This is a genomic window from Luteibacter sp. HAY1-4A (genome assembly GCF_056755355.1).
Window position 1 is genome coordinate 1 of record NZ_JBNDHZ010000098.1, and the last position, 2536, is coordinate 2536.

Below are 2536 nucleotides of genomic sequence, written 5' to 3' on the forward strand. Positions count from 1 at the left end.
GGTCTTACACCTACTCTCCGGCCAACGAGAGCTGGTCGAAAAACTGCAACAACACGTGCGCCTCCACCGTCTGGACCAAGGTGATCTATCCAGACGGCCATGCGCAGAGGAGCACCTTCAGCAATAGATACGACTACTCGGAAGCAAAGCTGCTTTCCGAAGAGGTTTTCGACGCCGACGCGGATACCAGCACGCGACGGCGTCTCGTGCAGTACGGATACGTCAATCCGGATCCCGCAACGGACGGTCGCGCGGGCACCTACCCCCACCCTTGGGGGTTCCCCGAACAAGGTTTTGTCAATGCGGCCTCGATGAAGGACAAGATCCCCCTGGCTTCGCGCATCATCACGCAGGACGGGGACACCTATACGTGGAACGCCCTGTCGTTCGATGCATTCGGGCGGCCGCACGACATCCAACGATTCAGCAGTGCGGGTTTCGGAGTGCAGGAGCGCAATACCTATTTCGACGATGCCCCGCACTGGGTCATCGGACTTCCGGCGCAGACCGACAATGTCACCGCGGCTGAAACGGTAAGTCGATATGTCTACAGCCCTGTCGACCAGACGTTGCAGGAAAGATATCGCTTCGGCCGCAAGATAATGGGCTATACCTACAACGCACAGGGACAGCTGGCAAGCTTCACCGACGGCAATAACCACACAACATCGCTGCAGAACTATTACCGCGGCGTACCGCGCTCCCTCGTCTATCCCGATAACACGTCCCAGACTCTGGCCGTGGACGACTTCGGCCAGATCACGAGCGTTCTTAATCAGAGAGGAGATGCAACGAGCTATGGCTACGATTCGATGGGCCGGCTGTCGAGCGTCACCTATCCGGGCGGGGACACGACAGCCTGGAACACCGTCAATATCGCCTACCAGTTCATGCCTTCGGGAGACAGAAGCATAACCGGCGCTCATTGGCGACGACAGCTCGCGCAGGGAACGAAGGTTGAGCAAACATATTACGACGCACTGCTCCGGCCTTTCGTCCACGACATCCATCGCAACGACAATGGCCTGTACTCCAGCAACCGTACCGACCACGATTGGGCCGGCCGCGTGTCGTACCAATCGTACTGGTTCACCGGGGCACCGCTGCTGTCCTCGATGAGCAATGGCCAGGGGACCACCTATGACGTGCTGGGACGAGTCGCGCAAACCCGCCATACCTCGGAGATCGGCGACTTGATCACGACATCGCAGTACCTTCCTGGCGCACGCCGGCAGGTCACCGAGCCAAGAGGCCACTTCACCATCACCAGTTACCAGGCCTTCGACGAGCCGGACTGGAGCAATCCGGTGCGCGTGGAGGCACCGGAGAATGTCACACAGGTTATCGCCCGCGACACGTACGGCAATCCTTTGTCGGTTACCCAGGGCGGCGCCGGGCTATCGATCTCCAAGACGATGACCTATGACAACGAACACCGTCTATGTCGCAGTTGGGAGCCGGAATCAGGCAGCGAGATACTCTCCTATGACAACGCCGACAACCAGGTCTGGAGCGTGCAAGGCGCCTCGTTCAATGGCGCCGGCTGCGGGCAGGATCTTGTAGCCGACGCCGCAAAGACGATCCGCAGCTACGACGCGGTGAACCGCGTGACATCGGTGGTTTATCCATCGGGGACGCCCGCGACAACCTACACTTACGACCCGCTGGGAAATGTGGCCACCGCCGTGTCGGGCGTGGCGAGCTGGACCTTCGGCCGCAATAAGCGCGCATTGCTTACGACCGAACACTTGTCCATCGACGGACATGACTGGACGCTCTCGTACGACTATGACGGCATCGGCGTCGAGCGCTCCGTAACGTATCCCAATGGCGAGATTGTCGCCCTCAACCCAGATGCCGTGGGGCATCCCACGATGGTAGGAGGCTACGTCTCCGACCTGTCCATATTCCAGAACGGCTCGATCCAGTTCTACCGGATGGGAAGCGGCGCCACCTACATAGGCACCAAGAATCTGCGCGACACCATTGGCCAGTTCACATTCAATACGGCGGGGACCACGCCGGTAGTCGCCCAGGCCATGGCATTCGACGAGGATGGCAACATCACCCGCATAAGCGACAGCGCCACGGGCGGGCAACGTACGAAGGTCATGGGATACGACGGGCTCGATCGCCTTGTCTCCGCGACCGCCAGCAATCTGTGGGGCACCGAATCGTACACATACGACACGCTTGACAATATTCGCAGCCTGTCCAATGCGGCAGGCGCGAGTACATACAACTACGACCCTTTCAACCTTCTGAGTTCCATAACGACAGGCGGCACCCAGACCCATATGTTCCGTTACGATGCACGGGGCAATCTTGTGGGACGCGATGCGGACAATCTCGCCTTCGACCAGGCCAATCATTTGATCTCGTTCGGGGACAGGAGTACATACGCCTACGATGCCGCGGGCCATCGTGTGAAAAGAACGACGCCGTCTGGAACGACGTATTACGCTTATAGTGCCGCGGGGCGGTTGATGTGGCAGTTCGAACCGGCGACAGGAACGGGTACCAACTACATTTATCT

General features: G+C 59.2%; 1 protein-coding gene. It reads left to right on the plus strand.

Annotated elements, in window-relative coordinates; all coding sequences use genetic code 11:
- The coding region (locus ACPYOD_RS19050) for an RHS repeat domain-containing protein (protein WP_481303257.1) at positions 1–2536 on the plus strand (2536 nt) is incomplete at both ends.